The 20,522-nt window shown below is 41.8% G+C and carries 19 protein-coding genes; 8 read left to right on the top strand and 11 right to left on the bottom strand.

The features are described 5' to 3' along the window. Window positions 1-60: 60 nt before the first annotated feature. The 6 genes from AC1F2U_RS27815 to AC1F2U_RS27790 form a co-directional block, all read right to left on the bottom strand. Window positions 61-588, bottom strand: coding sequence for a Jag family protein (locus tag AC1F2U_RS27815; RefSeq protein WP_289798073.1), 528 nt, complete (start codon window positions 586-588; stop codon window positions 61-63). Next, window positions 585-1,736: a membrane protein insertase YidC gene (yidC, locus tag AC1F2U_RS27810; protein ID WP_480264074.1), complete on the bottom strand. Its 1,152-nt coding sequence runs from the start codon at window positions 1,734-1,736 to the stop codon at window positions 585-587. Before yidC ends, AC1F2U_RS27815 begins: the two co-directional genes overlap by 4 nt. A 154-nt stretch (window positions 1,737-1,890) precedes the next feature. Further along, the gene (locus AC1F2U_RS27805) at window positions 1,891-2,283 is read right to left on the bottom strand and encodes a PH domain-containing protein (RefSeq protein ID WP_334839154.1); all 393 of its coding nucleotides are present in this window, start codon (window positions 2,281-2,283) and stop codon (window positions 1,891-1,893) included. Next, a complete protein-coding gene (gene rnpA, locus AC1F2U_RS27800; protein WP_480264073.1) occupies window positions 2,270-2,692 on the bottom strand; it encodes a ribonuclease P protein component in 423 nt (140 codons plus the stop codon). The genes AC1F2U_RS27805 and rnpA overlap by 14 nt, the downstream gene beginning before the upstream one ends. Window positions 2,693-2,717: 25 nt before the next feature. Further along, window positions 2,718-2,852, bottom strand: a complete 135-nt coding sequence (gene rpmH / locus AC1F2U_RS27795; RefSeq protein WP_084227158.1) for a 50S ribosomal protein L34 — start codon at window positions 2,850-2,852, stop codon at window positions 2,718-2,720. A 106-nt stretch (window positions 2,853-2,958) separates the two neighbouring features. Next, on the bottom strand, window positions 2,959-3,471 hold the full coding sequence (locus AC1F2U_RS27790) for a DUF2808 domain-containing protein (protein ID WP_480264072.1): 513 nt from the start codon (window positions 3,469-3,471) through the stop codon (window positions 2,959-2,961). 816 nt (window positions 3,472-4,287) lie between these two features. Here AC1F2U_RS27790 and AC1F2U_RS27785 point away from each other — a divergent pair. The 4 genes from AC1F2U_RS27785 (at window position 4,288) to AC1F2U_RS27770 (ending at window position 8,313) form a co-directional block, all read left to right on the top strand. After that, window positions 4,288-5,460 (top strand): Re/Si-specific NAD(P)(+) transhydrogenase subunit alpha, encoded by a 1,173-nt coding sequence (locus AC1F2U_RS27785; protein WP_480264099.1) that lies wholly within the window; start codon window positions 4,288-4,290, stop codon window positions 5,458-5,460. Between the two features lie 108 nt (window positions 5,461-5,568). Beyond that, on the top strand, window positions 5,569-5,862 hold the full coding sequence (locus AC1F2U_RS27780; protein WP_322710495.1) for an NAD(P) transhydrogenase subunit alpha part 2: 294 nt from the start codon (window positions 5,569-5,571) through the stop codon (window positions 5,860-5,862). After that, the gene (locus tag AC1F2U_RS27775) at window positions 5,859-7,265 is read left to right on the top strand and encodes an NAD(P)(+) transhydrogenase (Re/Si-specific) subunit beta (protein ID WP_480264071.1); all 1,407 of its coding nucleotides are present in this window, start codon (window positions 5,859-5,861) and stop codon (window positions 7,263-7,265) included. The genes AC1F2U_RS27780 and AC1F2U_RS27775 overlap by 4 nt, the downstream gene beginning before the upstream one ends. A gap of 286 nt (window positions 7,266-7,551) precedes the next feature. Then, the gene (locus tag AC1F2U_RS27770) at window positions 7,552-8,313 is read left to right on the top strand and encodes a hypothetical protein (RefSeq protein ID WP_480264070.1); all 762 of its coding nucleotides are present in this window, start codon (window positions 7,552-7,554) and stop codon (window positions 8,311-8,313) included. 263 nt (window positions 8,314-8,576) lie between these two features. On the opposite strand, the gene AC1F2U_RS27765 is transcribed toward AC1F2U_RS27770, so the two are convergent. From AC1F2U_RS27765 to petN, 3 genes are all read right to left on the bottom strand, one after another. Beyond that, window positions 8,577-11,750, bottom strand: coding sequence for a GAF domain-containing sensor histidine kinase (locus AC1F2U_RS27765; protein ID WP_480264069.1), 3,174 nt, complete (start codon window positions 11,748-11,750; stop codon window positions 8,577-8,579). A 152-nt stretch (window positions 11,751-11,902) separates the two neighbouring features. Further along, a complete protein-coding gene (locus AC1F2U_RS27760) occupies window positions 11,903-12,064 on the bottom strand; it encodes a hypothetical protein (RefSeq protein WP_094350864.1) in 162 nt (53 codons plus the stop codon). Window positions 12,065-12,071: 7 nt separating this feature from the next. Further along, a complete protein-coding gene (gene petN / locus AC1F2U_RS27755) occupies window positions 12,072-12,161 on the bottom strand; it encodes a cytochrome b6-f complex subunit PetN (protein ID WP_012408302.1) in 90 nt (29 codons plus the stop codon). Between the two features lie 278 nt (window positions 12,162-12,439). Here petN and AC1F2U_RS27750 point away from each other — a divergent pair, with 278 nt between their 5' ends. From AC1F2U_RS27750 to AC1F2U_RS27735, 4 genes are all read left to right on the top strand, one after another. Next, window positions 12,440-14,326, top strand: a complete 1,887-nt coding sequence (locus AC1F2U_RS27750; RefSeq protein ID WP_480264068.1) for an ATP-binding protein — start codon at window positions 12,440-12,442, stop codon at window positions 14,324-14,326. A gap of 30 nt (window positions 14,327-14,356) precedes the next feature. Further along, window positions 14,357-15,619, top strand: a complete 1,263-nt coding sequence (locus AC1F2U_RS27745; RefSeq protein ID WP_480264067.1) for a sensor histidine kinase — start codon at window positions 14,357-14,359, stop codon at window positions 15,617-15,619. 125 nt (window positions 15,620-15,744) lie between these two features. Next, window positions 15,745-16,179, top strand: a complete 435-nt coding sequence (locus tag AC1F2U_RS27740; RefSeq protein WP_480264098.1) for a hypothetical protein — start codon at window positions 15,745-15,747, stop codon at window positions 16,177-16,179. A gap of 189 nt (window positions 16,180-16,368) precedes the next feature. Beyond that, on the top strand, window positions 16,369-16,932 hold the full coding sequence (locus AC1F2U_RS27735; RefSeq protein WP_480264066.1) for a 3'-5' exonuclease: 564 nt from the start codon (window positions 16,369-16,371) through the stop codon (window positions 16,930-16,932). A gap of 411 nt (window positions 16,933-17,343) precedes the next feature. On the opposite strand, the gene AC1F2U_RS27730 is transcribed toward AC1F2U_RS27735, so the two are convergent. After that, a complete protein-coding gene (locus AC1F2U_RS27730; RefSeq protein ID WP_480264065.1) occupies window positions 17,344-18,627 on the bottom strand; it encodes an FAD-dependent oxidoreductase in 1,284 nt (427 codons plus the stop codon). Between the two features lie 48 nt (window positions 18,628-18,675). After that, a complete protein-coding gene (locus AC1F2U_RS27725; protein WP_480264064.1) occupies window positions 18,676-20,214 on the bottom strand; it encodes a phytoene desaturase family protein in 1,539 nt (512 codons plus the stop codon). Window positions 20,215-20,522 lie beyond the last annotated feature (308 nt).

Raw genomic sequence — 20,522 nt, 5'->3', positions numbered from 1 at the left:
TTTTGAAATTATATATGGTTATGAGTTTTCAATTAACTCCAAACTCATAACTCCAAACTCCTAACTCCTAACTCCTTCCAACGAAGCTGGACAGACAACCAGATGACGATGTGGTTCTTTACCGCGACTGAAGGTTTCTAAATCTCCAAATTCCTTTAAGAAGGTATGAACTTGTCGCCGTTCAGCAGAACTAAGAGATTTGATTTCCACTTCTCTACCAGAAAAACGCACTTCATCGGCTGCTGCTTCTGCTAATGCACGAATTTCGGCTTCTCTTTTGACCCGATAGCCATTTAACTCAATGGTGTAAGAGGCTTGTTCTTCTGGGGGTTGGCTAAGGTTTAAAACCGAATTTGCTAAATACTGAATCGCATCTAACACAGAACCATCAGCACCAATTAACACCTGGATTTGTTCTGATGTCAAATTGGTTTGGTCAATAGTCAACCAGTAGTTATCTGGTTCTGGAGAATCGCCGTCTTGAGATTGGGCAGTTTCTAAATGACCTTGAATCTCAGCAGGTATTCCAGTGAGTTCCAACAGGGTTTTTAACCACTGCTGACCTCGCTGCATCGGAATGTCGCTCATGATCCCCCTGTTGCCTTTTTCTTAGGACTTTTTGGTTCAAACGGTAATGCTTTTTGTTCTGTGACTGCTGCTTCTTTCTCCTGGGTTGCTACGATTTTTTGCAGTTCTTCTGGTAGAGGTTCGCGGGAGAGAAGATAAGTTTGGGCGGTTTGGAAAATATTACCAATCACCATATACATCAGCACCCCAGCTGGTAGGGGAAAGAACAAGAACATCCCAGAAAAGATGACGGGGGTGATTTTGTTGACTGTATCCTGCTGCGGATTGCCACCGCTGGAATTTTGCCCGGAAAGCATTTGGCTAACATAAAGGCTGATCCCAAAGAAGACAATCATGGCGACGATATCCCAGTGAATTGTGCCATCTGGATCTTGTGCGCCAACCCTGCCTAAAGCATCAATAAATAGAAAGCCTTTTTCTGCTGCTAGTCCAGGAATTGTTCCTTGAATAGTAACTTCTCCTGGTTGCAAGGCTTCTACATTGCCCTGGGCATCAATTTTTATCCTATCTTCACCTTTGGTAATTTTCCAATCAGGAATCAGCTTGTTTTCTGGGTGTTCTGCTAAGAGTACCTGAAATGGCTTACCGTCAACAGTCTGATACTGTATCTTGGTTTGTTCTCCCACCGCTAATTTATTTCCGCTGGGAATAATGGCAGCTACTTTAACGTGTTCCCCATCTGCAACGTAAATATTTTGAGGAGCAGTGGCAAAGGCTTGTGGTTGAATTTGTTCGATTTGTTCTGCGGGAAGAATTTGTAGGTTAACGCTGTAGTTCGCACTTGCAAAAGGCGAACCCCGCAAAGTAGCAAACAGCGCTAATAAAACTGGCATTTGCACTAGTAATGGAAAACAGCCTGCCAAAGGGTTGCCAAATTCTTTTTGGACATTGACCATTTCCTCTTGCTGCTTTTGCGGTTCATCCTTATAGCGCTCTTTGATTTCTGCCATCCGCTTCTGCATCAGAGGTTGTACAATTCGCATTTTCCGCATGTTGCGAATTGAGCCAGCACTCAGGGGATAGAGCGCGAAGCGGACTATCAAGGTCAAAGCAACGATCGCTAATCCGTAGCTAGGCACAATACCATAGAAGAAATCTATGATTGGCAGCATCACGTTGTTCGAGAGAAAGCCGATACCAAAATCCATTATTCTGAATTCAACCTGAGGTACTGTAAACTGAATCTAATTTATCTAAATCATGAATTGTCGGCGACTATCTTTCGCTACGGATAGCCGCACATTCAAATGGAGCATTGGGAATTGGGCATTGGTTCATCTCCCTCATCTTCCCCTAATTCCATCATTGATTAGCAGTCGCACTAAATTCGGGATTTTTCGCAGCAATCCTTTCATTGATATAGTCATAGACTTCGCGAAAATTCGGAATTGCACGCAATTCCAGACGACTGCCGTTTTTTAGGGTGATCGCCATATCTCCCCAAAAGCCGATGCCACGGGGAACTTTGACGATTTTGACAATTTCTGAGTAAATTACGTCAGTGCGATCGCGCCCCTGCCAACCTCCGATCACAGTAATTCGGCGATCGGTGATGCGGAAACGCAGCCACAATGCCCTGACAATTGCTCCAACTGCTAATGGAAGCCCGACAATAGTTAGCCCAATCAGCAGGTTGACAATTAAATCCCCAATATGGGGACCACCTTCATAATAAACATCTTCACGAATTCCCATCGAACACCTCAGCTTGTGCCAACAACTGCTCTAATTCTTGCAGAAATTGTGGGCTTACGCACTTAGATTCTGCTGCTGTGGGTTTGACAATGAATACTAGCCGCCATCCTGGTGATAATTTTGGCAACAGGTTATATAAAGCAGCAGTAATTTGCCGTTTGATTCGGTTGCGAACCACTGCCCTTTTACTGACTTTCGTGCTAATTGAAATACCGATCCGCGTGCTGGCAAGGAGCTTTGAGTCAGTTGCTTGTGTACTCTGGGTGGCAGTGTCCAAAGAAGGTTTCATTGAACACAAGGGCTTTAAGGCTCTCAATGTTAAATAAGAGCCATGACGCCGAATTCCTTCTCGGAAAACTGCCTGGAAATCCTTTCGGGATTTTAGCCGATTTGTTTTGGGCAAAGCCACAGATGCTCTTTTAGCTTGATATGCCCTAAACAGCCAGACGGTGACGCCCCTTTTTTCTTCTAGCGCTAATCACGTTTCTGCCGTCTGGTGTCCGCATCCTGGCGCGAAAACCAGAGGTTCTTTTTCTCTTACGGCTAGTGCCGCCCAGTGTTCTTTTCATACTCTTCTCCTCTTAGGTGATTTTTATAAAAACTCACAATCTCTAATTCTATCACTTTGTTAGGGAATTGGGAATCGCCGATTGGTCATATCCCGACTCCCTATTCTTAAGTGATGCTCAAAATCCATGTTCCCATATAGCGCAGTAGTGGCACATCACCAGGGGAAAGCACTTGACAGTTAAAATAGTAAACTCCGCCGAAGGATGGGTTTTTCACGTTAGATAACACTACTTCGACTGCGCTACCTGCTGGTACTGGCTCTTGAGGATAAATATTAATCAGTTTACCTTCTTTGTCCCACTTCACCTCAGAAAGCGGAACTGCTTTGCCTTTGACTCGGACTTCAATTTTTTTCTGGTCAAAAGTTCCTTTGTAATAATCAGGGTAGGTAATGGCAAATTGACCAACTGCCAATTTCATTCTTTTGGCTGGAATCTTCAATATGTATCGATCCCAACCATTAGCTTGTCCGCCAAAATCTAAGCGGAAGGGTAGCTGATTTTCTTGTTTGACGCCGCTAAACAGCGTAAATCCAGGTAAGCTTTGCGCCAAAGTTAAGGCTGGTAATCCAGTAACCAAAAAGCTAGTCACGGCTAAAGCAGAAAGTAAACGTCGCATAATTGGGCTTCCTCTACGAAAATATAAATCTGTTATCTAAAAATAACTGTGTGTTAGTATTCTTTACTAAACTTTACTACTGGCTTCATGACAATGGACGTTTAATTTTCCAAAAAAGTGCCATCCTGCCTGAAGTTTAGGCAACAAGGAAGTTACTTAGTATTAAAATGCACTTATATTAAATTGACTTCATTACCCTTATGTAGCCATGATTTGATTGCTAAGTTGGGTCAAATTTGAACTAGATATAAACACAGTTGGGGGTTGGATTGTGTTTCTAAATATGTATAAGTGTATCTAAATTTGAGAATTTTGTTATAAAAATTGAGGTGTGCCATCAGCGATCGCCAGTTAAGTTGGGCTAAATTGATTAAAATAAGTTGGATTGGAATCAAAGCCGTAATCATTAAAATTTGATTGGGAAATTATCAAGCTTTCAAAATTCGGTCAATATTACTCTATAAGAAAGGAATACCAAAATTTCTCAATCCCGAAAACAAGCTAAAGATAAAGATGCAAAATTTGGGAATCAATTTAGGATGTGCAATACGTAACCCTGTTTGCAACTATCTGAAAAGATGACATCTGCGAGCGGCAAAGCGGAAAGTCCGATTGGAGGGAACCTCCGCTCAGAACTTTACAAAAAAATGAGGCTTTGTCTAGAGAGCTAAGAGTGGGAGAGGAAAGATTCAAGGTTCAATCTACAAGTAAAATTCATGGCTGATGTTCCTGCCTAAGTACTATGAGTGTGGGACACCCATCATCTGGACAATCGCTTACTTGGCAGAGATTAAGTATTTATCTTCAGGAGATTTCATGAGAATAGCAGTTGCTAAAGAAATTGAAGTTTGTGAACGCCGTGTGGCATTAATTCCTGACACAGTTGCCCGATTGGTAAAACAAGGTTTGGAAGTTTGGGTAGAAGCAGGTGCAGGAGAGCGATCATTTTTTGGCGATCCTGACTATGAAGCCGCAGGAGCCATAATAATCAGCGATACTGCCAAATTATGGGGTGAAACAGATATTCTGCTGAAAGTCAGTCCACCGCAAGAACGAGAAGATGGACGCTCAGAAATTGACTTGTTAAAGGAAGGAGCTGTTTTAGTAAGTTTCCTCAATCCTTTGGGAAATCCCATTGTGGCGCAGCAATTGGCAAATCGGAAAGTCACAGCTTTGAGTATGGAGATGATCCCCCGTACTACCAGGGCGCAAAGTATGGATGCTTTGTCCTCGCAAGCTTCATTAGCAGGTTACAAAGCAGTATTAATTGCGGCAGCTGCATTACCGAAATACTTCCCGATGTTAACCACAGCCGCAGGTACGATCGCTCCAGCGAAAGTATTTATTATGGGCGCTGGTGTAGCGGGATTGCAAGCGATCGCCACCGCTAGACGTTTGGGAGCTGTGGTAGAAGCCTTTGATATTCGTCCTGCCGTCAAAGAAGAAGTGCAAAGCTTAGGGGCAAAATTCGTTGAAGTCAAATTAGACGAAGAAACCGTCGCTGCTGGCGGTTACGCCAAGGAAATTTCTGAGGCTAGCAAACAACGTACCCAAGAAGTTGTCACCGAACACGTCAAAAATTCTGATGTGGTAATTACCACCGCCCAAGTTCCTGGGAGACAAGCACCACGGCTGGTTACAGAAGAAATGGTGGCACAAATGAAACCCGGTTCAGTAATTGTAGATTTGGCTGCCGATCAGGGTGGTAACTGCGCCTGCACAGAACCCGGAAAAGATATTGTATGGAACGGCGTGACAATTATCGGCCCCATCAATCTTCCGTCATCGATGCCAATTCACGCCAGCCAATTGTATGCCAAGAACGTAACATCGTTGATGCAATTGCTAATTAAAGACAAAGCTTTGCAGGTAGACTTTAGCGATGACATCGTTGATGCAGCTTGCGTTACCCACGCTGGTGAAATTCGCAATCAACGAGTGCGGGATGCGCTACAAGCATCGAATACTCAACAACCAGCAGTTAATTAGGGAATGGAAGATCGGGGGGATAAGGGGACAAAGAAAATAACCAATGCCCCATGCCTCATGCCCAATGTCCAATGCCCCATTCCCATTTACACAAGGAGTTTTGATTTCATGACAGAGGCATTACTTGCTGCTTTGTTTGTATTTGTTTTGGCATCTTTTATCGGCTTTGAAGTTATCAACAAAATACCACCAACTTTACACACGCCCCTAATGTCAGGCTCAAACGCGATTTCTGGCATTTCGGTACTTGGGGCAATAGTGGCCTCAGGTGCTAGAGACACAAGTGTGTCAGTAATTCTCGGTTTAATTGCTGTAGTACTAGCTACGGTCAACGTTGTAGGTGGCTTTCTAGTCACAGATAGAATGCTGCAAATGTTCAAGAAGAAGGAGATTAAGGCGTGAGCGACTTTTTACCAACTGGCATTCAGCTGACATATTTAGTCGCTGCATCCTTATTCATTTTTGGTTTGAAAAAGCTGGGATCGCCAGCTACAGCGCGAAACGGTAATGTAATTGCATCTGTGGGGATGCTGCTGGCAATTGTAGCGACAATGCTAGATCGGCATGTGTTGAACTACGAGATGATATTGTTGGGCTTGGCTATTGGATCGGGAATTGGTGCGATCGTTGCCTACAAAGTTCAAATGACGGAAATGCCCCAAATGGTGGGTTTACTCAACGGTTTAGGTGGTGCGGCTTCAGCATTAGTTGCCGTTGCCGAATTCTGGCGATTATTGGATTCTGGCGCACCCGTACCCCTAGATGTGAACATTTCCATGCTATTGGACGTGTTAATCGGTGGTGTTACCTTCACAGGTAGTTTTTTAGCCTTTGCTAAATTGCAAGGTTTAATTAGCGGTTCCCCGATTACATTTCCTTTCCAGCAACCATTTAACCTCTTACTTCTGGGTGCTTATTTGGTAGGTAGTGCCTATTTAATCATCACACCAGATAGTTTACCCATATTCTTGGGAGTGGTAGCTGTTTCCTTAGTGCTGGGTGTGATGTTCGTCATCCCCATTGGTGGCGGCGATATGCCAGTGGTAATTTCGCTGTTGAACTCCTTGTCAGGTGTGGCGGCTGCTGCTGCTGGTTTCGTGGTGATGAACAATATGTTAATCATCGCTGGGGCTTTGGTAGGAGCATCTGGCTTAATCCTTACCGAGATTATGTGTAAGGCAATGAACCGCTCTCTCTTCAGTGTGCTGTTCAGTGCTTTTGGTACAGGTTCTAGTTCTGGTGGTGGTGCTGCTGCTGGTGGTGCAACCGATCAAACTGTCCGCAGTATCGATCCCGAAGAAGGAGCAATGATGTTGGGTTATGCCCGTTCTGTGGTAATTGTGCCTGGTTATGGGATGGCAGTTGCCCAAGCGCAACATAGCGTCCGGGAATTATCAGATCAGTTAGAAAAAATGGGCGTTGATGTCAAGTATGCCATTCACCCCGTTGCTGGGAGAATGCCGGGGCACATGAATGTGTTACTTGCAGAGGCAAATGTGGCTTATACCCAGTTGTACGACATGGATGATATTAATCCCCAGTTTGAACAAGCGGATGTGGCTTTGGTAATTGGGGCAAATGATGTGGTAAATCCGGCGGCGCGAAGTGATGTAAATAGCCCGATTTATGGTATGCCGATTTTGGAAGTAGATCGGGCGAAGCAGACGATTGTAATTAAGCGTGGGATGAGTACGGGTTTTGCCGGTGTAGATAATGAGTTGTTCTACAAGGATAAAACTACGATGCTTTTTGGTAGTGCTAAGGATATGGTGGCGAAGTTGGTTTCGGAAGTGAAGCAACTTTAAGAGAAACGAACCGCGAAGGGCGCGTTCAGGAAGTGTCTCGAAGAGAAGGGCGCGAAGTAAAGAAAGAATGTAGAGAGTTTGCTTGCTTTGGGAGTGTGATGCTTCTGAGGCAAGTTTTTTTGTGGGAAAGTTGCCTCATGCAAAGGCGCAAAGAATAGAAAGTTTATTTATTATAGACTTGATAATGTCCGATAATTTTCACTTTAGTTATTTAACTTGACATTCCATATATGCTCAATTATTTTTGATGAACAAGTTTTAATTTTCTAATTAAAATAATAGAGTTATGTTCAGTCAAGATTTTTTTAATGATGAGCTTCTAGAAAGAATAGTTGATGCATTTTATGGATATGGTAATTATCAAGGGAATTATTGGTTTATTGGTATGGAAGAAGCAGGAGGAGATTTTAACGAAATTAATAACAGAATAAAGAAATGGTCAGAGAGAGAACAGAAGGAAATAGAAGATATTGCAGAATATCATGAAGCTATTGGATATGGGGCGAGTTTTAAACCAGGTGCAAAATTGGATGTGCCAGTCTGGAGGACATTAATTCGTATTATATTGAGTGCTAAAGGAAAAGATAATATTGACCTAGAAGATATTCGTAAATATCAAATAGAGGAACTAGGTAGAAAAGAGAAAGAGACTTGTTTGTTAGAATTATTACCTTTACCTTCACCATCTCTTAAACATTGGATATATGGTGAATATTCTAAGCTTACTTTTTTATCTAATAGAGATACTTATGAAAATTATTGTCTTGAAAAGCGAATAAATCATATTAGTCAAAGAATAAAAGAACATCAACCTAAAGCTGTTGTTTTCTATGGTATAAAATATGAATATTCTTGGAGAACAATAACTGAAAAAATAACTGATGTTGAGTTTTCACCAACTTCAGAAGGTTTCTTAATTTGTAGAAATAGTCAGACTGTGTTTGTTATAGCTAAACATCCTGTAGCTATAGGTGTAACAAATGAATATTTCCATAATATTGGTAGATCAATTACTACTAAAATAGCGGAAAAACCATTATTTGCGTAGTTTGTGGCTCGTTTAAAAAAGGTGATCGTCAAAACTCCACAGTGCGATGCGATCGCTCTTTTCTTCTCTGTGTTCTCTGCGCCTCTGTGGTAGCCTATGGCAAGCCCTCCGGGTTCAGCAGTCGCTCATGGGGGAAACCCCCAAGACCGCGCTGCTTCACCGCTTTGCGTCTAGGTTAAAAAAGCGTGGGTATCGGCTGTAAAATATCCACACTGGGTAGGTGTTGGCGTAGCCTCTCATAGAGAATGCATCGCCTATCTTTCCTAACTAATTGTCCGTTTCATTGGAATTTGTATCCAGAACTCACAGCCATTAGCAGGTTCAGAAACACACTTGATAGTACCGCCGTGTTTTTCTACAATAATTTGGTAACTAATAGATAACCCCAAACCAGTACCTTGTCCAGGTTGTTTCGTGGTAAAGAAAGGTTCAAAAATGCGCGATCGCACAATCTCTGGAATCCCACAACCATTATCAGCAATCCAAATCAAAACAATATTCTCTTCTATAACTTCTGTACGTATCCAAATTTTAGGATTGTCAATTCTTTTTCCACTAATTGCTGAGTTTTCCAGTGCATCAATCGCGTTGTTGAGAATATTCATAAACACCTGATTCATCTGGGCTGCATAGCAGACTACTGGAGGCAATTCACCATATTGCTTAACTACCTCAATCGCAAAAGTATTAGTTTCTGGTTGTAGTCGATGTTGTAAAATTAGCAAAGTACTGTCGATACCTTCATGAAGGTCAACGGGCTTCATTCCTGATTCGTCAAGCCGAGAAAAACTTCGTAATGACAAGACTAATTGAGAAATTCGCTCTGTCCCCATCTTCATTGAAGTAAGAATTTTGGGCAAGTCATCATTAATGAAATCTAAATCTAGTGCTGCTACTTGCTTTTGAATTTCTCCTGTTGCTTTAGGATACTGTTTTTGATAAAGGCGCAGTAATTTAAATAAATTTTCGGTATGTTCAGTAACATAAGTGATATTCCCATAAATGAAACTAATCGGGTTATTAATTTCATGTGCTACACCAGCAACTAACTGCCCTAAGCCTGCCATTTTTTCACTTTGAATTAACTGGCTCTGAGTGTGCTGTAATTCCTTCAGAGTCTGGGTCAGTTCTTCTTTTTGACATTGAGTTTGTTCTAGTAATTCCGCTTGCTGAAGTCCTACGCCTAACTGAGTACCAATTTGCATCAACAAATCTACTTCATCTTCTTGCCAATCACGGGGTTTGATATTTTGATAAGCTGCTAGCAATCCCCAAAGTTTCTCACCCTGAAAAATCGGCACAATCATATATGCCCTAGCCTCCATAAGTTCAATCAGGGCAATATAAGGAATAGAATCATCGGTGCTGTAAATATCCTTAATAACAAGAGTTTTACCATTAGCAAAATCCCCACCTTGGGTTTCTTGCAAGTAATTACTTGCATCGGCGTAGCCCGCACTTCGACTTGGCTCAGTGACCATCGTAGACATTGCAGGTACAATTTCCTTTACTGGTGTCCAACCTTCGGCTAAAGATTCAGCAACAAATTTGCCACTCCAATCAGTCCCGAATCGATATATTGTCACTCGATCAACTTCCAATAGCCGTCGGACTTCTTCTGTACTGGTGGCAAAAATGGTGTCAATATCAAGAGAGTGACGGATTTTCTCCACTGTTGCAGCTAAAGCCTTCTGTCTTTCAGCTGCTTTCCGTTCTCGCTCGGCGGCTTGAGCCAGTTTTTGGGCTTGCACCTGCATCTGTGTCAAGGATTCAGCTTGCTGTAATGCTACCCCCAATTGAACGCCAACTTGTGCTAGTAAGTTGATTTCTTCATCTTGCCAATAACGGGGTTGGGAGTTTTGATAAGCTACTAGCAATCCCCACAGCTTTTCACCCTGAGAAATTGGTACAAAAACTTCATTACGTGCATACTTACCCGCTTGTTTTCCTTGCACGAGAACGCGTTCTGTTACAGGCTGCGGCTTAACAATTGGTGTCCAGCCATCAACAATGGAATCAGCCACAAATTCGCCACTCCAATCAGGATAGAAGCGATAAATTGCGACTCGTTCCACTTCTAATAGCCGACGAACTTCTTGAGTAGTGGTTTTAAATATGGCTTCAATTTCAAGTGACTGACGAATTTTTTCTACTGTGTGCGCCAACGCCCTTTGCCTTTCAGCAGCTTTGCTGATGTCTGCTGCTTGGATTTGCATTTGTTGGATAAATTCCGCTTGCTGCAAAGCCACACCTAGTTGAGTACCCACTTGGGTAAGCAAGTAAACCTCATCTTTTTGCCAATCACGAGCACCAGCATTTTGGTAAGCTGCTAGCAAGCCCCAGAGCTTCTGACCGTGGTAAATAGCAACGATCGCATAAGCTCTTGCTTGATATATCTCTAAAATTTTAATGTAGCAGTCACTAAAGCCTGAATTGTAAATATCATTACAAATTCGGTACACTTCACACTGAGTGAAGCTCCCACCCTCTGTATCTTGTAAATAGGTATCAGCGACTGGAGGTTTAGCTAAATCTTTGGCACTACATTCGCTGACATTCTCTTTCAATTCCGGTCGTTGCGACTGTTGCTCTATGAGGGAAACCCAACCCTCTGCCACTGATTCAAACACGAATTCACCACTCCAATCGGGATTGAAGCGATAAATAGCCACGCGATCGGCATTTAGCAGCTGCCTAAGTTCTGCGGTGGTTGTATGGAAAATGCTTTCCAAGTCTAGGGACTGGCGAATTTTCTCAATGGTGATAGCTATGGTTTTCTGCCATTGGGCTGCTTTTTCTCTGGCTTTTGCTTGTGCTAGTTCTGCTGATTGTAGTTTGACTTGTTCCAGGAAATCTGCCTGCTGTAAAGCAACTCCTAGATGTTCGGCGATTAATTGCACAAACTCAATTTCTGATGCTTCCCATTGTCGAGGATTACCACACTGATGAATACACAACAATCCCCATAAATCTTTACCTTTGATCAAGGGGGCAATTATACTGGCACGTACTTGGAATTTTTCCAGAATCTGGATGTAGCAATCACTGGCATTAACTTGATAAATATCAGCTATTGCTCGAATTCGACCTTGCTGATAAAGTCCTGCGAACTCCTCACTAAAGCAGTGGTCGCGCAGTTTGGCTGCTAATGCCGAATCCCATTCGGTTGCCACATCTTCATAGATAAATTCTCCTTCCCATGCCAATTCAGGATAAAAACGAAACACGCCAACCCGATCGCTTTTCAGAAGTTGGCGGACTTCAGTAACTGTAATTTTGAAGATAGTTTCTATGTCTAGAGACTCCCGAATACGGGCAATAACTCCAGATAAGGCTTTTTGTTGCTCATTCTGACGTAAGGAGCATGTTACATCTGAATGAGATTCTTGCCGTTCTGAATTTGGTTGTATGGATTGAGTAGTAGAGGAGTTTTCCATTCCCAGTGGGACTTTAAATATTGAAAGTCTTCTATTTCATGATTCCCGTTGCGATCGCAAAGGTAACAATTATTTCCTGGGAATGTCATAAAAACAATGTAAGGACGCGATACAATCGTGTCCCTACAAAAAGATTTTCAATTACGAGAAAACTATCGCCGCTTGGGAGTGGCGCTGCGGGTAGTGCGTTTTTCTTCATCTCGGCGACGGCGATCGCGCCAATCTGCCAGGGTTAAATAACCAATACCACCAGTGACTACTACGAGCAGCACTACAGCAAATAAAGCTAAAATACTCAAGAATGGACTTTCCACAATGCCTCTATAGTCCGTTACGTCCCCACACTACCATTGCAATTGACCAAGTAAACACAACTAACAACGATACCCAACCTAGTGTCAAAATCTCCATAGTCCCACTTTTCAAATAATTACAAAAGGTTTCTAATACTTATCATACAGGGATTGGGCAGGCTGAGATTTTTTTATCAATCAGATTGTAAGTTTGGCGTGCGATGTCTACGATGGGGTACGCCTACACAAAAAAGACACCAACTTTTCTTGATACGTTAGAACTTTAAGCAACGATAAACACGAATGTAAAAAAGTAGCGATCGCGCTTTCTGACTTAATGATTTGGGAATACTAGGGCTATGCGTATATATCTCCAATCCAGCAACCCCTAATATCATGCCGACATTTTTCAACTATCCTTTCCACTCCAACGGTTTTGTTCCTCACGGGCATTGTTATCTCTGGCAAACTGGATTAGTTTGGCTGCACATTATTTCTGATGCCACGATCGCTCTAGCCTATTATTCTATTCCTTTCCTACTGATTTACTTTGTTTCTAAGCGTAAAGACGTTCCTTTTAATGGAGTCTTTTTGTTATTTGGTGCTTTTATCATTGCTTGCGGTACTGGACACTTGATGGATATTTGGACGCTTTGGCATCCAAATTATTGGGTTGCAGGTAGTTTAAAAGCTCTAACTGCCATTATTTCGATATATACGGCATTTGCGTTATTTTATCTCATGCCTCAAGCTCTAACACTACCTAGTCCAGCTCAGTTAGAAGTTATTAATCGAGCGCTTTCAACTGAAATTGTCGAGCGCAAGCGCATTGAAAAAGATTTACGCCTTGCAGAAGAAGTTGCTCAAAATTCCAGCCAAGCCAAGAGTGAATTTCTCGCCAATATGAGTCATGAACTACGCACACCTCTTAATGGTATTTTGGGCTATACACAAATTCTTCAACGCACAGAATCTTTAAGTGAGAAAGGACGCAAAGGAGTCAGCATCATTTATCAATGTGGTTCTCATCTTTTAACCCTAATTAATGATGTTCTGGATCTCTCCAAAATAGAAGCCCGGAAACTAGAATTGTATTCTGTTGATTTCTACTTACCTGCCTTTATAGATAGCGTGACTGAAATTTCCCGCATCCGGGCAGAACAAAAGGTGATTGCATTTCACGTCCAACTAGATCCTGATTTGCCAACGGGCATTCATACTGATGAAAAACGGTTGCGGCAAGTACTGATTAACTTGCTTAGTAATGCGATTAAATTTACTAATGAAGGCAGTGTCACCTTCAAAGTTAAGGTCATTGCTAAACAATCAAACACTAATGGACACACTAACTACAAAATTCGCTTTGAGATAATAGATACTGGTGCGGGGATAATTCCTGAACAAGCGCAGAAAATCTTCCAACCCTTTGAACAAGTAGGAAATCAAAAACGACAATCTGAAGGTACAGGCTTGGGATTAGCAATCAGTCAAAACATTGTTTTGTTGATGGGTGGTCAGATTCAAGTACAAAGTGAATTTGGCAAAGGAAGTACTTTCTGGTTTGAGGCAGAATTTCCAGAATCTAAAGACTGGGCAAAGGTTTCTAGAGTGGTTGAGCAAGGAACTATTATTGGTTATCAAGGACAAAACCGTACCATTTTGATTGCGGATGACAAATGGGAAAATCGATCGGTAATTGTAAATTTACTAGAGCCAGTTGGGTTTACTGTTGTAGAAGCAAGTCAAGGTCAGGAAGGATGGGAAAAGGCTCTAGCCCACAAACCAGACTTGATTATCACTGATCTCGTGATGCCTATATTGAATGGATTTGAGTTGATCGAACGTTTGCGTCAGTCTGAGCAATTTAAAGAGATTGCTGTCATCGCTTCCTCAGCCAGTGTGTTTGCGGCCGACCAGTACAAGAGTATTGATGTAGGTGCAAATGCATTTCTACCAAAGCCTGTAGAAGCTGAAACGCTGCTGGAAATGCTACGACAGTTTTTGCTACTGGAATGGATTTTTGACGTGAAGCTAGATGAAATCAAAAAAATCAATATAGATGCTTTGAATCGACCAAATGAGATGATTTATCCTGCACAAGAGGTTTTGCAAGATTTACTTGAACTAACGCAAGACGGTGATATCCAAAAAGTTTTGGAACTGGCCGAGGAACTTTCTAAATATGATGAACATTTAAGCATTTTTGTCCAGCAAATCGTCCAGCTTGCTAGTAATTTCCAACTCAAACGTTTGGAAACTTTTATTCAACAATATATCAATTAATTTGAGTTAAATTTCAATTGTTAATTCATCATGCTTAAGACCTCAAATATCGGATTTATTTTGATTGTGGATGATAATCCCACAAATTTATCTCTCCTGTGTGAAGCGCTCAATAGTGAGGGTTTTCGTTTTCGGGTTGCAGTCGATGGAGAAAGTGCGATCGCCCAAGCCGAACGCAATCAACCAGAGTTGATTTTGCTGGATGTACAAATGCCTGGTATTGACGGATTTGAAACTTGTCGCCGTCTCAAAGCCAATCCTGTTACCCAAAACATTCCGATTATTTTCACTACTGCCTTATCGGATACAGAGAGCAAAACGAAGGGATTTTCCCTTGGCGCAGTTGACTATATCCCGAAACCCTTTGCACAAGAGGAAGTCATTGCGAGAGTGCGCGTACATTTACAACTCAAACAATTGACTGAATCTTTGGAACAACAAGTTAGCGATCGCACCAGGGCTTTGCAAAAAGCCCAAGTCCAACTAGTACAGCAAGAGAAACTCTCAACACTTGGAGAGCTAGTCGCTGGTATTGGCCATGAAATCAATAACCCGATCAACTTTATTTCCAGCAATATTCTACCCTTGCAAGAACATATTACAGCAGTAACTGAGTTGCTTATACTATATGAACAAGAGTATCCCAACCCAACAGCCAAAATTACCAATACTATTGAGAACTTGGATCTAAACTTTGTTCTCGAAGATATGGGAAAAATCTTGAACTCACTCCACATAGGAAGCGAACGAATTCGGAATCTTTCTAGTTCACTCCGCAGTTTCTGTCGCTCGGATAGCGATGCCAAAATATCTGCTGATTTACATCAAGGAATAGATAGTACATTAATGATTTTGCAACACCGCCTTAATGCTAATAGCGATCGTCCTCGCATTGAAGTGATTAAAAGTTATGGAGAATTACCGCAGGTTATGTGTTATCTAGGGCAGATGAATCAAGTATTTATGAACATTCTCGCAAATGCAATTGATGCGCTTGATGAAGCTATAATGGAAGGCAAAATAAGCAGTATAATTCCTCAGATTAAAATTGCCACAGAAATAGATTCTGAACAATTGGTTATAATTCGGATTGCTGACAATGGGATTGGTATTCCTGAACGGCTTAAAAAACGTTTGTTTGAGCCGTTGTTTACCACAAAAACTGTTGGGAAAGGCACTGGACTGGGTTTGTCGATCGCATATCAAATTGTTGTAGAAAAACACAAAGGTATATTAGAAGTGAATTCTCAACCAGGTATGGGAACCGAATTTATCATCAAAATTCCCACTTGAGAGCGGTATTTAATTAATGACAAAGCTGCTCAAGCATTTATCATACTGGAGAGTAAGGAAAAATTTTCCTAATACCTAATCCTTAACTTCTATATAGAGTGAACCCAACTTTAGATTCTCAATTAATGGCAGAACGCATAGAATCCCTCAAAGCTGGAATAATTGGGGGATTATCTGTGTGTTTGGCTTTTGCGATCGCTAGCCTGTTGAATGCTTTCATACTGGCAAAGTATTTTCAGACACTTGCAAGTCTGCACAGTGATGTTAACTGGCACTTGTGGGGGAGTGGTGCGATCGCAACTTTTACTGGTTTCCTATTTGGTGTCACCTACCGCTATATCATCCGCTCCGATCGAAATCCTCAACTCAAAGCTGGTGGCGTGTTAGCCTTTGGTTTGGTGCGCGGATTAACTCAGATAGAACTTGGGTGGAATTCTCACAGCACGATTTGGCCTTTTTTGGTGTTGGCGGCAGAAAGTTTGTTATGGTTTGCCCTGGCTGCGATCGCTCTCGATCTCGCTATTCAATTCCGTTGGGTTAAACCTTTTTCATCAATCTAAATTCTTGTGGTCTTACAGCTAGTTGTAAGCCTCTACAGGAGGTTGTGGTTCAAATAAATCAAAAAAGAAAGCTGTAAGTATCACATTTATGTAGTACAATTAATACAATATAATTACATTATTATGTAATTATTGAAAAGCATGTATAAATAATTACTAATTTAAATTTAATTTACTCTATTACATAATATGAATACTAAAATATCCCACTATTATCTGATAGTCGATTTGGAAGCTACATGCTGTAACAGTAAAACGATTCCCCGTCACCAAATGGAAATAATTGAAATTGGTGCTGTGATGCTCAATCGAACAACGTGGGAAATTGATTCAGAGTTTCAGCAATTCATCCAACCTGTGAGACATCCGCAACTGACAAATTTTTGCACAGAATTGACTAGTATTCGCCAGCAAAATGTTGACGAAGCGCCAAAATTTTTAGAAGCAATTTCTCGCTTCAAAGAATGGATTAATTTATTTCCCGATTATATTTTTTGTTCTTGGGGTAATTACGACAAAAAACAATTTATTCAAGATTGCGCATTTCATAGTTTTCCTTATCCTTTTACTTCAGAACACATAAATATCAAAGAGGAATTTTCGGAATATCTTGGCGTATCTAAAAAATTTGGCATGGCACAAGCTCTCAATGAGTTGGGGATAGAATTAAAAGGCACACACCATCGTGGCATTGATGATGCCCGTAATATTGCAGCTATCTACAGACAGATTAAAAGCAAAAAAATCAGTTGAATAAATCAATACCTTCGCCAATTTACGAGGCTTGGGAACGGGATTGAACAGAGTGAATATGACCGAATGGCACGCTTGATAAGGGTAAATCCATTATCTATAAGGATGAAAGGGTGTAGGGTATCGGGTGTGGGGTGTAGGGAATGAAGAATAAGTAATCTCTGTTTCACCTCGTGAGCTTGAATGTTTATTAACACTACATCACTACCCCCTACCCCCAACAAGATAGCCCAGACTAGGTTTCACGTTATCAAGCGTGCCATTCGGAATACGACCTAAACCTGTGAGTTTATGAAAATTGTGGTAGACAATAACTCTACTACAGAGCGCCCTATCTCTTCATCCTCTTCTTTTGGCTAAGGTATTGATAAATTTGAAGCTTTTTTCTGGCTACTTTTTGTCTAAATCTCACTATGCCTTTGCTAGCCTGAGTGTGTTTGTGTTTTTGTCGTTGAAACCAGAAATAGAGAGAGCCAAAGGTGAACCGATGAGTTGAGCAACTCGAAAAGCAGACGCGATCGCTCCTTCATGCAAGCCATCTCCTAAATAAGCTCCCGCATAGTAAGTATTGTTCTCTCCATTGGTAGCAACTACTTCATCTCGATATCTAAAAGACTCAGTGGTATACAACGGCGTGTGATGTTCTTGAGTGTGAATAATGCGATCGCGAGCAATCAATCCTTCTAGTTGAAACGATAAAAAATAATGCTGTGGCGATGAGATGCCACAAAGCTGATTCAAGTAACTGTTATATCCCCATCGAATATCTGTTTGGAAGAAATCAAATTCCGAGGGGTGCTGGATGTGATGATTATCATACATGGAAGTATCCGTATGAATTGTAGTGATTGCATAATTGGCTTTCCAACCTGAGAAGCGTTTAATTTCAACATCGGTTGGGTCTGCTAACAGTGCCATCACTTGGTCGGGTGGCGTAGCAAACACGACTTTATCAAACTCCTGGATCTCACCCTGCGATCGCCCGATTTTCACACCATCTGGGCTTCTGGAAATATTTGCAATCTCCACATTCAACAGGACTTCACCTTTAAATCGCTCCAAAATTTTTTCAATATAGGAATATACACCACCTTTAATCCTGACCCATTTGACTGCGAGGTAGTTGCGTAACATCAGAATTCCCATCTCTGCGGGAAAGTTATCAATAAGTTCAAAGGGCATTGAGTAGCTATACATCGTTAGCAACTTTAACCAAGTATTGCTTTTACTTTGGTTGTTCACATATTGAGATAGTGGCCGATCGTAAAAAGCTTCCATCTGGGCAGATCGCGTTTTTAGCCATAATCCAAGGGAACGAGCATGGAGGGTATCGAACCGCAGATGTTCAATGAAGCGTTGGATGCCTGTATAGTTGTTCTCAATTGTTACCTTCGAGAAAAAGGGACTGCTATCTTTGGGGAATAAAGCTGAACCGACACGGATAGGTTCTAGTTCCACTCCTAGCTCTTGCATAAGAGCAACAAAGTTGTGAAATACAGTAGGAAATTCTAGCACTCCACTTTCCAACATTTCATTGCAATCAGATTGGTTAGGTTTTACATTCTTGTTGAGTGTCCGAATGTGTCCCCCCAACATCGGCTGCCGTTCAAACACGGTGACATGATGCCCTTGTTTATCAAGCAGGTAAGCTGTAGCCATACCGCTGGCTCCACCACCGATAACTGCAATTCTCATAACTGACCTCTCAGTTGTTGAATATGAATAATATGTGTGGCTGTCTATTTAGCTATTACCTAAAAGCACGTCACCAGATAATCGTTGATACAGCAATGCCCCAGTCCAGAATGTAGGAGCAAAGCCCGGATAGCCTGATGAAGCATTGCAGAAATAGAAATGGTTGAGTGAGGTTTCGTGATTCAACCGTCCCAGACCCATGTTGCGCGGTGTGAGACTAGAACCGTAGGAATTCCCATTGGGACACCAACAATAACGTTCATTGGTGGTGGGGCTGCCCGTGATATGAAAGACTAGATGCTTTCTAAAATTCGGCACATATTCTTTTTCCACGACATCCAGGATAGAGTCGAAAATTTCTTGTTTTTTCTGGTTGTAAGCTTTGCGATCGCTCTGCCGCAATTGCTTAAAGTAGTTATAATTGGCAACGGTAAGGAATTCAACAATCTGGCAATCTTCTGGACAATCCCGACTTGCTTGTGTCAATAAAGTGGGCGTTGTTATGGCAAAGCTGGGATTCGAAAAATCATTGTGTTCATACATCTGAGCAAAGGCTTCATTCAAATCCTGATGACCTGTGTGGAAGAGATTCCACTTGCCAAATCCATAGTTTCGCAGGTCGAGGTCTTTGACGACGCAATAAGCCATGTAGTTAGATGCAGAATACTCATAGTTGAGTTTTCGGCGCACGGTTTTAGAGAAGTTTGACTCACCAATCATTTTGGCGGCTTTTTTGGGGTCAATGTTGCAAATTACGGTGTCGCCTGTAAATTCATGAGTTTGATGGGTGGTTAAATCCATCGCCTCAACTCCGGTGATTGTGCGGTCTGTGAGTCTAAAATTTGTGACTTCATGGTTGAGCAATACCTGCCCTCCATTTGATTCAATCGCTTTGACTAACGAATTGATTACATGCTCAAAATGCTGGGTTGGGTAAAATGCACCGGCTTGATAGCCCTTGAACAAAGCGACCCAGGCATAAAACGAGAGTTGATTCGGAGGCAACAAAAAATCAGGCCATTGCAGAGCCAATAGGGTTTGGGCGGCTTGGGGTAGCTGAAACTTGTCGAATACATCCTGAAGTGTGCTGTTGAGATATTGGACAGTACAAACCACTTCACCCGGATGTTGGAGCAGTTCAATTGGCTTAACTGGAGGAGCGAGTATTTTCAAACCTGCGCTCGTTTTTTCGACATCGTTAACAAATTGGCGAATGCGATCGCTATGTGCAGGAAACAACTTTGATAATCGCTGGATCAGTTCCTCCGGTTCTGAAGGCATATCTAATGCATATCCCGGCATTCGCATGTGGTCAAAGCCATCCGGGTCGTACCGCTCAAAAGTCACTTCCCGATCCAAGCCCAGTTTCTTGAGTACCCGATTCACCGTTTGTCCTTCACCGCAATCCCAAACATAATGGAATTGGGCATTAAACGTGTATTTTTTAGCCATCGTAAACGTGTGACCAAAGCCACCTGGATGCTCATGGGCTTCGAGGATTTGCACGGTTTTGCCAGAGTTTGCCATCAAAGCGCCAAAGACTAATGCTGATAAACCACTACCGACAATGAGATAATCCGGTTTCATAGTATGATTCCTCGATCGACGAGATATTCACAATTCGTCCGCTCTTTATGCTGATACTCGCATTTGAAACAGGATGCGATCGCGCATCGTAGTTAATTCTTTAAGCCCACTTTAGAAGACGTTGATGCTTAAGTTCTCTTTCATCAGGAAGAAACACCAGTTCATCAATAGGTGAACTTATCCCTCTTCTGTCACTTTCCGAAATAAGCAAGTAGTAACAAAGTGAAATTATCCAGAAGCATAACAGGTTTTAAATTGATTCATTGCACTAATTAATTGATTGAATCCCAGCAATAATTTAGAATTGG

It is taken from the genome of Nostoc sp. LEGE 12454 (assembly GCF_056620565.1).
Note: the sequence above shows the minus strand (reverse complement) of the source record. Positions and strands in the feature narration are given on the sequence as shown.

Bases quoted from the DNA above. Each gene is read 5' to 3' on its own strand.
- AC1F2U_RS27815 (WP_289798073.1), bottom strand. From the start codon at position 588: ATGAGCGACATTCCGATGCAGCGAGGTCAGCAGTGGTTAAAAACCCTG.
- yidC (WP_480264074.1), bottom strand. From the start codon at position 1,736: ATGGATTTTGGTATCGGCTTTCTCTCGAACAACGTGATGCTGCCAATC.
- AC1F2U_RS27805 (WP_334839154.1), bottom strand. From the start codon at position 2,283: ATGGGAATTCGTGAAGATGTTTATTATGAAGGTGGTCCCCATATTGGG.
- rpmH (WP_084227158.1), bottom strand. From the start codon at position 2,852: ATGAAAAGAACACTGGGCGGCACTAGCCGTAAGAGAAAAAGAACCTCT.
- AC1F2U_RS27790 (WP_480264072.1), bottom strand. From the start codon at position 3,471: ATGCGACGTTTACTTTCTGCTTTAGCCGTGACTAGCTTTTTGGTTACT.
- AC1F2U_RS27785 (WP_480264099.1), top strand. From the start codon at position 4,288: ATGAGAATAGCAGTTGCTAAAGAAATTGAAGTTTGTGAACGCCGTGTG.
- AC1F2U_RS27780 (WP_322710495.1), top strand. From the start codon at position 5,569: ATGACAGAGGCATTACTTGCTGCTTTGTTTGTATTTGTTTTGGCATCT.
- AC1F2U_RS27770 (WP_480264070.1), top strand. From the start codon at position 7,552: ATGTTCAGTCAAGATTTTTTTAATGATGAGCTTCTAGAAAGAATAGTT.
- AC1F2U_RS27765 (WP_480264069.1), bottom strand. From the start codon at position 11,750: ATGGAAAACTCCTCTACTACTCAATCCATACAACCAAATTCAGAACGG.
- petN (WP_012408302.1), bottom strand. From the start codon at position 12,161: ATGGAGATTTTGACACTAGGTTGGGTATCGTTGTTAGTTGTGTTTACT.
- AC1F2U_RS27750 (WP_480264068.1), top strand. From the start codon at position 12,440: ATGCCGACATTTTTCAACTATCCTTTCCACTCCAACGGTTTTGTTCCT.
- AC1F2U_RS27745 (WP_480264067.1), top strand. From the start codon at position 14,357: ATGCTTAAGACCTCAAATATCGGATTTATTTTGATTGTGGATGATAAT.
- AC1F2U_RS27740 (WP_480264098.1), top strand. From the start codon at position 15,745: ATGGCAGAACGCATAGAATCCCTCAAAGCTGGAATAATTGGGGGATTA.
- AC1F2U_RS27735 (WP_480264066.1), top strand. From the start codon at position 16,369: ATGAATACTAAAATATCCCACTATTATCTGATAGTCGATTTGGAAGCT.
- AC1F2U_RS27730 (WP_480264065.1), bottom strand. From the start codon at position 18,627: ATGAGAATTGCAGTTATCGGTGGTGGAGCCAGCGGTATGGCTACAGCT.
- AC1F2U_RS27725 (WP_480264064.1), bottom strand. From the start codon at position 20,214: ATGAAACCGGATTATCTCATTGTCGGTAGTGGTTTATCAGCATTAGTC.